Source organism: Acidiphilium sp., from assembly GCF_049977125.1.
Lineage (GTDB): Bacteria > Pseudomonadota > Alphaproteobacteria > Acetobacterales > Acetobacteraceae > Acidiphilium.
This window is the reverse complement of the sequence record NZ_JBMFGY010000127.1, coordinates 1-7,940: the sequence shown is the minus strand read 5'-3', so window position 1 is coordinate 7,940 and position 7,940 is coordinate 1. Positions and strand designations below refer to the sequence as shown.

Genomic DNA, 7,940 nt, shown 5'->3' with positions numbered 1-7,940 from the left:
CATAAGCCGATATCCGAGAACGCGCTAGGATATCTTCTGAACCGCGCGGGGTATCACCAGCGACATGTGCCGCATGGCTGGCGGGCAACATTTTCCTCGATCATGAACGAGCGGTTCCCGGCTGACCGGGCGGTGATCGATCTGATGCTGGCGCACGCGCCGAAGAACAAGGTGGAGGCCGCATATAACAGAGCAACGCATCTGAAGCGACGGCGGGAGCTTTCGCAGATCTGGGCCGATCTATTGCTGGAAAGCATGCGACCGGCGCGCGAGATCGTGGCCGGCCCCATGCGGTAATCTCCTTCTCAGCCTCAGCAGGCCGGATCGTCGGCAATAGGGAGGGTGTCGATCCAGGCGTCGATCTCGGATTGGCGCCAGCGAACGCACCCTGTGCCGAGAGCACGCGGACGCGGAAAGGTCCCCTCCTCGATCCGGCGGTAGATCGTCGAGCGACTGAGCTTCACCTGTTCGATCACCTCGGGGAGGCGGAGCAGAACGTCGGACATCATGTGTCTCCTTGAGAAAGTGAGACACCCCAAGAAGAACAGTTTCGTCGCCTGCGCACATCTGGCGGTGAATGAGCTTGAGACTCGACGGCGACGAAATTTTTGCAGCCGGTCTTGGCCGGCGTACTTGAAGCGGCCATGGGCAATTTTCCGCTTAGGGCTTCGTCGCTCTGGCAAGATCTGGCTTCGTGTTCTGGATAAATTGCTGATTTCACGCTGTTTTATGGCGCTAATGTTTCCAGGCGACGAACGGAGTTTTGTCGGTCAAGGGGTATTTTGCTCCCGGTGCAAAAAAATCCCCGCCCCGCAGGTAACTGCGGGGCGGGGATTTATGGTTGATCGATCAGCGCGCGGCGGGTGCGCCGAAGCTGCGGGCGACGTGATTGCGATGCTCGGTGATCTGGTCGCCAAGCTCCTCGACGAAAAGTTCGAGAGTCAGCAGATCGGCCAGCAGCTGTCGCTGGGCGCCTTCGACTTGCTTAAGTTCGTCCGAGGTTTCGATCGAAACCCGAAAGCCGCGCATGGCACCGGCCAGAGCCTGGAGGGCCGTGTTCATGCCGGCGCTGGTGCGGGTGAGCGCAAGACGTGCGCGGAGCTCGGCGCGCACGGCGTCGAATAGAGTGTAGTCTGACATTGATGGATGTCCTTGAAGCGACCCCGGGCTCAGCCGGGCGGAGCTAAAGCTCCGGTGCGCAGGTCGGGCGTCGAGCACAAGGATACTCGGGTCGGCCCGGGTGTCGAGAATGACCTGCTCTGGAGATATGGATATTTATTGTTATTTTTCAATATCTTATGTCATTTTTTGGTAGTTGTTCCTATCCGCGTGCCCAAACCTGGTTCTGGCCCGCAGGCGTAATTCATCACGTTCCTCCTCGAGGAGGTCGGTGACGAGGCGGGCCGCATGAAGCATCGTTGCGTGCCGATAGTGCCTGGCGACCACGTTCTCGCCGACACCGAGCACTGTGGCGGCCAACCCCGGCCGCTCCGGTGCAAGATCGGCCAGGGCTGTCGCCATGCCGTGCCGTGAAACATGGGTACCGTGGGCCGTGCCCAGCTGCCGTTCCGTCAGGCGCCGGAACATCTGCATGATGCCATCGTAGCAGAACCGCTGACCGCCCTGCCGGGGGTGGCGCCAGAACCAGACGTCGCCCTCATCATGGACCATACGCGGGCGGATTACCTCGAGATAGTGGCGGAAAACCGTCTTCAAATGATCGGGCAAGGCGCATTCGATCGGTTTGCTGTTCTTGGTCTCCGCGCCCGTGAAGCGGAACATGATCTGCTCCCCGACGGTCACGACGTTCGCTTCCAGCCGCATCAGACTGAGGGTACCGATGCGGATTGGCAGAGCCGCGAGGAGCAGGCAGATCAGCCCATCGCGATAAGTCCGCAAAATATCCTCATCCCCTTTGGATACCGCGGCCTTTGTTTTGGGCTGGGCGTCAGCATCGGCTTGCATCGCCTCCGCACGCGCGATTAGGTCGCGACCAAGTTGAGTGAGGGTGCGGGGATCGATCGCCTCCTTGCGGGCCGGTTCGTGCTCGAACCAGTCATTAATCGAGACGTCGCCTGGTCGCGTCACCCAGTCGAAATTTTGTCCCGGCTGGATGATGTGCAACGCGACGCGCAGATCGAATAATCGGACTTTGATCGAGTTCGCCACATTGCCCCGCGCTGCCAGAGTATCGACGAAGCGCGCGACATGGTCTGGCGTCACTAAATCGCTGGGCGCCACGGTCGTCGTGTCGATTCCCGCCGCACTCAGCACCGTCAAGAAGGCACCCCAGCTGCGGCGAGCATTGCGCAAGCTCAAGGGCCGGAGGGTGTCTGCATGTTTGGCACGGGCAAGCCGTCCGGTCCGCGGTGCGGTCTCGGCGTCCCACAACGCACGATGCGCCGGCGGCCAATCGGATATCGGCACGACGAGACGGGGCTTGGCCGGCGTCGATGTATCGGGATGTCCCCTACGTCGCGCCATGGCAGACCTCCCCGGGCTGCCCCGCGCCTTTCACCCGTGCTTGCCGGCGCCGCGCCTTCACCCGGTCCTGCGCCACTGCGAAGCGGGCGGGCGGGTGGTTGGCCTCGATCCGGTCGAGCTCTAGCAAACGCGAAGCCTCGCGGACGGCAAATACCATTTCGAGGCCACAATAATAGGCCATGGTCGTTTTCGGCGAGGCATGCCCGAGCACGCGGGATACAAGTTCATATGCACCAGGCGAGCGTCTCAAAATACGATACGCCGTTAAATGGCGTGCCATGTGCAAATTGAAGTGCGCTCCTAATTCGCGTTCAACGCGGCTTGAGAGTTCATTGGCGAAGTCTCCAAAATCACGATGGCTCGCCTCGGTGCTGGTGCCCACGCCCCCTGGAAACAAAAACCGATTATCAGCATGCGCCAAAAGCGGCCGATATTTTCGAATATACGTACCGATCATCGCGGCAACACGCGGACCGAACTCCCAAATAATCGGCTTTTTGCGCGTCTTGGTAGCACCGGCTGGAATGTCCAGCTTGGTGACGGCGCCGGTCCGTTGATCGATTATGAGATGATTGTCGAGATGCAGCTCAATCAGATTGCGCCTGCGTAGTGGCACGGCGAGCAGGATTTCGAGGGCGGTCGCATACATGAAGAGCAGCGCTTCGTTACGAGGGCTCAGCTCTAGCTTCGGCAGCCGCCTGATCCATTCCTCCGGCAAGTGCAGTAGCATCGCCAACGTATCGGGCTCGTTAAGGTTGCGCAGCTTGCGGGCGACATCCTCGTTCATCGTCCCCTGCGCATCGGGCCGAACGGCATCACGGAGTTCGAGAATTTCGTTTATTTCTGGCTCCGGCAGATCGGCGTGATGGAGGGCGATCATACGAAGCACTTGAGCGAGCGCGGCCACGTAATTCGATGTGGGGTCAAGATCGGTGTCGTCCGCTTTGCGCGGCCCCCGCGAGGCAATGCGTGCCCTGAGCCGAGCCAGATGGTATCCGAGGATCATTCGCGGACGCTCGGACGGTGTGACTAGATCTTTCAGTCCGGTGATTGTCTCGAGGAGCACACCCTGCTGCAGGAGCGCCGCGGCAGCCGCGCGGATTTGTTCGGTTCGCGTTTGTATGGTGCGCGGGCTCTGCGCCCGGTTGCGCCGGCCCCTACCCCCAATTTTTCGCCCACTGATGCCACGACTGTCGCCGCGATCAGTGCCGTGCTCGATCTTCGTGAACGCGGCCCCCCGCGTATCATAAATCTTTCCTAGACGCTGACCCCGCAGTCCATCGAGGAAATGGGCCATATCCTGCTGAAAACTCATTGGAAAATCTTTGATCGGCGTCGTGAATTCATCGCGCATCCCAGGTTGGGACAGTTCGACCTGTGGCCAGCCCGGCAACGACCGCATCGCCCAGGTCCAGGTCGACGCGGTGCGGCGCACTAAGGCCGGAATGTCCTCAGTCAAAGTCTCCTCGCGCAGCCATCTGGTAAAGTGCTCTAGTGCATCCGCTGCGACCGCCGTGGGCGCGACTTCGGCCAGGGTCAGGAACCGCAAGAACCGCACCACGCCGGCGCGACGTTCGTGCGTAGGCAGGCCATCCTGCAGAGCCTGCCACGCCGGCGACAGCTCATTGCGCCCGGTACCGGTATCTGCATGGGCCCCAAGGCGGATGAGGATTTGACGCAGTTGACTGACGACTTCACCGAAGCGGCGATCGGATAGGCCACAAAAGGCGGCGGGTTGTTTCCAGAGGATGACGTTGAGGTGGCAGCACGTCCAACGGCTGGGGCCGCCTAGGATTCCGGTCTCAGCCTCCAACTTTCGCACGATTCTATCGGCGACATTGAAGCCCGAAGCCCAATTCCGCCGCCGTGACGCTGGAATGTCTTCCCAGGAGGCGATCGCGGCCCGGATCGCGCTTGCAGTCAACGGGCCCGACGCTGGGCGGGCCGGGGGATCCACGGGATCCGGCAGGAGCAATTGGAGCTGTCGCGGCTCTGAATGATTAGATGATTTGGAACCGGTCTTCGCGGCTGGCGAAGGAGATTTTTTCTTCATGAAGCCCTCCGGATGGGGGTGTGGCAGGTAGCGGCATATCATGCAAAGAGTACCTTATCAACTTACTCGATGTAATAGCGCCCCTTTGCATTATATAACATTTATCCATTGTTTTTACCTGACTCGGGATCACAAAAATCTTCAACCGATTTTGGCCCCTCATCGCTATCAGCGGGCTCGGCGATCGCCGCCGCGATCATGCGATCGAGCGCGCTTTCGGGAACGAAGGGGGTCCTGCCAATGCGGAGCACGGGAAGGCGACCATCGGCGATCCACCCACGAACCGTCCGGGGGGAGCGGCCGAAGAGGTCGGCTACCTCGCGCACGGCCAAGAGACGCCGCGACGAGACTTTTGAAGATGGGGAATTGAGACCGATCGCGTTCACTGAAACCTCCACAAAAAGAGACTTCCCAACTGAACAAATCTCGTCGCTTAGCAAAGAATTCGTGCTGATCTGATGCTCAACGCGTTCTGCGTCAGCCGACTCTGCCCAACCAAAAGGCCCGAATAATCGGTCCGGAGAGGATTTCTTGCTTTGGCGACGAACGGTTGGTCTCTCTTTCGATGCAGCCGGGAGGGCTGTCCCGGCGGACGGACCGGTCCGGGCGACGCCACAAGAATGGCGCGAACACGTGGTCCCCGGCCCGGCGCATCCGGGTCCGCGCCTTGCGATACGAGCCCGGCTCCGGCAACTCCGGCGGGTCGCGATCGATCGGGGCGAAACAAGGCTACGAGCGTGCCGTTCATTTGCACGAGCCTCTGTCGGATTCTCACCCGCTACGCGGCAGCATGCCGGAGACGCGGACAACTCCGATCCCCCTTAAAGGCGGTCGCCCGCCCCAGGGATAGCTGACAAAGATTTGCCTGGACTGCGGGTCGCAGCGCGAGGGGTCGTACCTCTCACCAACATCGGAAGGTGTAGGACTGCGAGGCGGACGGATTGGCCCACCGGAGAAACGGGTATGTCAGCAAAAGACAGAGTGAACAGGCGACTCCGAGCTTCCGGGCGCCCGCCATTGGCAGGCAGGAAACCCGGAGCCGGAGTTATGCCTAATCGCCAAGACACCACCATTTTCGAGTCAGGCTCATCATTTTGTTATCCATTGTCACGCGCCGGGTGCCATGTAACATAGCCTGGGCGAACACCGAGCGAGACAACAGGTTGGAAATGAGCGCGGGACGACATGGCGGCCTCTGAAACGGCGTTCTTCGATCATCCGATCCTAAATTCGCCTTACGCGTACCCCGCACGCCATTGGGAACTCGATCCCGATGGGCAGCCCACCAACCGCATCATCGGAACGCGCCGCCGATCAGATCTGATCACACCGGTACCCAAGCCGAAGAAACGCCGTCTCCTCCGCGATCAGACGCAAATGGTGCTCGATGCCGGTGATGGGCTTTCAACGAGGGAGCAAGAGTACAATCCGACCCCGATCATCAATGAGGTTCGATCCTACGTCGAATCCTGGCGCGCGCTACCAAACCCCGATCAATGGCTCGTCACACCAGAAACGGCCCGGCTGCTCCAGCATTGGCGAACGCACCAGTTCAACGGCATCAAACCTTTCTTCTGTCAGGTTGAAGCGGTAGAAACCGCAATCTGGCTCACCGAGGTTGCCCCGAAAATGGGCGCACGCGGCGCGAAGTTCTGGGATCATCTGAAGGGTGCCAACGCGCAGGCGAACCCCGAACTGATGCGCCTGGCTCTGAAACTCGCAACCGGCGCCGGCAAGACGACGGTGATGGCCATGCTGATCGCCTGGCAGGCGGTCAACGCCGCTCGACATGCAAACAGCAAGATGTTCTCGCGCAGCTTCCTGATCGTCGCACCCGGCATCACCATCAAGGATCGGCTACGAGTCCTGCTGCCCAACGACGCTGAAAGCTATTACCGTCAGCGCGAAATCGTTCCCTCCGACATGCTCGGCGATATCGATCATGCCAAATTCGTGATCACTAATTATCACGCCTTCAAGCTGCGCGAGCGGATGGACGTCGCCAAAGGCACCCGCGCCGCAATCGAGGGCTGGCGCGGCGAAACGCTGCAAACCCTCGAAACCGAGGGCGAGATGCTGCGCCGGGTCATGCCTGATTTGATGGGGAGCAAAAACATCGTCGTGCTGAATGACGAAGCGCATCATTGTTATCGCGCACGCGCAACGGACAACGATGATGATGCTCTTGCAGACCTGAAGGGCGAAGAGCGCGACGAAGCAAAGCAGAATAACGAAGCCGCCCGCATGTGGATCTCCGGGCTGGAGATCGTGAAACGCAAAGTCGGCGTCTCGCTTGTGTATGATTTGTCGGCGACCCCGTTTTTCCTCCGCGGCTCCGGTTATGTCGAAGGTACCTTGTTTCCCTGGACGATGAGCGATTTCTCGCTGATGGACGCGATCGAGTGCGGCATCGTCAAGCTGCCACGCGTCCCCGTGGCCGACAACGTGCCGGGCGGCGACACGCCGAAATTCCGCAATCTTTGGGAAGAGATCAAAAAGAGCCCGCACGGCCTGCCGAAAAAAGGTCGGTCATCAGGCAAAATCTACGATCCGCATGCCCTGCCTCCCGTGCTCATCTCGGCGCTCGAAGCCCTCTACGGTCATTACGACAAGACATTCGCCTTGTGGCAGCAGGAGAATATCGGCCTGCCGCCTGTGTTCATCGTTGTGTGCAACAACACATCGACATCCGAGCTCGTCTATAAATACGTGTCGGGATTCCTTCGTGACAGCGATGACGGATCGTCACTTCTGGAAAACGGCCGCCTCCCTCTGTTCCGCAATTATGATGAATTCGGCAACCGCCTTGCCCGACCCAACACCATCCTGATCGATAGCGCCCAGCTCGAATCCGGCGAGGCGCTTGATAAGGATTTTCGCGAGATGGCGGCCGACGAAATCGAGCGGTTCCGTCGCGAAATCATCGCCCGCAGCGGCAACGCTCAAGATGGCGAGACCATCGATGAAGCGACCTTGCTGCGCGAGGTGATGAATACCGTGGGCAAAAAGGGCAAACTCGGCGAGCAGATCCGCTGCGTCGTCTCGGTGTCCATGCTGACCGAAGGGTGGGATGCCAATACCGTCACCCATATTCTCGGCGTCCGCGCGTTCGGCACTCAGTTACTGTGCGAACAGGTGGTCGGGCGCGGCCTGCGCCGGCAATCCTACGAATTGAACGACGAAGGTCTGTTCGACGTCGAATATGCCGATATCCTCGGCATTCCGTTCGATTTCACCGCCAAGCCCGTGATCGCACTCCCCGCAAAACCGCGTGAGACGGTGCGCGTTCATGCAGTCCGGCCCGAGCGTGATGCACTCGAAATCATATTTCCCCGCGTCGAGGGTTACCGGATCGAGCTGCCGAACGAACGGCTCGAAGCTCGCTTCGGCCCCGATCACGTGC

7 protein-coding genes are annotated in these 7,940 nt (G+C 60.1%); 2 read left to right on the top strand and 5 right to left on the bottom strand.

All coding sequences use genetic code 11. The features are described from left to right. A partial coding sequence (locus ACP5E6_RS14645; RefSeq protein ID WP_427955140.1) for a tyrosine-type recombinase/integrase occupies positions 1 to 297 on the top strand: 297 nt, incomplete at its 5' end. Positions 298 to 311: 14 nt separating this feature from the next. Here the strand turns inward: ACP5E6_RS14645 and ACP5E6_RS14640 are convergent. The 5 genes from ACP5E6_RS14640 to ACP5E6_RS14620 all read right to left on the bottom strand — a co-directional run bounded on the left by ACP5E6_RS14640 (position 312) and on the right by ACP5E6_RS14620 (position 4,923). Further along, on the bottom strand, positions 312 to 506 hold the full coding sequence (locus ACP5E6_RS14640; protein ID WP_427955138.1) for a helix-turn-helix transcriptional regulator: 195 nt from the start codon (positions 504 to 506) through the stop codon (positions 312 to 314). A gap of 343 nt (positions 507 to 849) precedes the next feature. Next, positions 850 to 1,140 (bottom strand): hypothetical protein, encoded by a 291-nt coding sequence (locus ACP5E6_RS14635; protein WP_427955136.1) that lies wholly within the window; start codon positions 1,138 to 1,140, stop codon positions 850 to 852. A gap of 156 nt (positions 1,141 to 1,296) precedes the next feature. Then, positions 1,297 to 2,484, bottom strand: coding sequence for a hypothetical protein (locus ACP5E6_RS14630; RefSeq protein WP_427955133.1), 1,188 nt, complete (start codon positions 2,482 to 2,484; stop codon positions 1,297 to 1,299). Continuing rightward, positions 2,471 to 4,537: a tyrosine-type recombinase/integrase gene (locus ACP5E6_RS14625; protein WP_427955130.1), complete on the bottom strand. Its 2,067-nt coding sequence runs from the start codon at positions 4,535 to 4,537 to the stop codon at positions 2,471 to 2,473. Before ACP5E6_RS14625 ends, ACP5E6_RS14630 begins: the two co-directional genes overlap by 14 nt. 101 nt (positions 4,538 to 4,638) lie before the next feature. Then, positions 4,639 to 4,923, bottom strand: coding sequence for a helix-turn-helix domain-containing protein (locus tag ACP5E6_RS14620; protein WP_427955127.1), 285 nt, complete (start codon positions 4,921 to 4,923; stop codon positions 4,639 to 4,641). 799 nt (positions 4,924 to 5,722) lie between these two features. On the opposite strand from ACP5E6_RS14620, the gene ACP5E6_RS14615 reads away from it, so the two are divergent. Next, positions 5,723 to 7,940, top strand: a 2,218-nt coding sequence (locus ACP5E6_RS14615) for a BPTD_3080 family restriction endonuclease (RefSeq protein ID WP_427955125.1), incomplete at its 3' end; no start/stop codon positions are given.

Bases quoted from the DNA above. Each gene is read 5' to 3' on its own strand.
- ACP5E6_RS14640 (WP_427955138.1), bottom strand. From the start codon at position 506: ATGTCCGACGTTCTGCTCCGCCTCCCCGAGGTGATCGAACAGGTGAAG.
- ACP5E6_RS14635 (WP_427955136.1), bottom strand. From the start codon at position 1,140: ATGTCAGACTACACTCTATTCGACGCCGTGCGCGCCGAGCTCCGCGCA.
- ACP5E6_RS14630 (WP_427955133.1), bottom strand. From the start codon at position 2,484: ATGGCGCGACGTAGGGGACATCCCGATACATCGACGCCGGCCAAGCCC.
- ACP5E6_RS14625 (WP_427955130.1), bottom strand. From the start codon at position 4,537: ATGAAGAAAAAATCTCCTTCGCCAGCCGCGAAGACCGGTTCCAAATCA.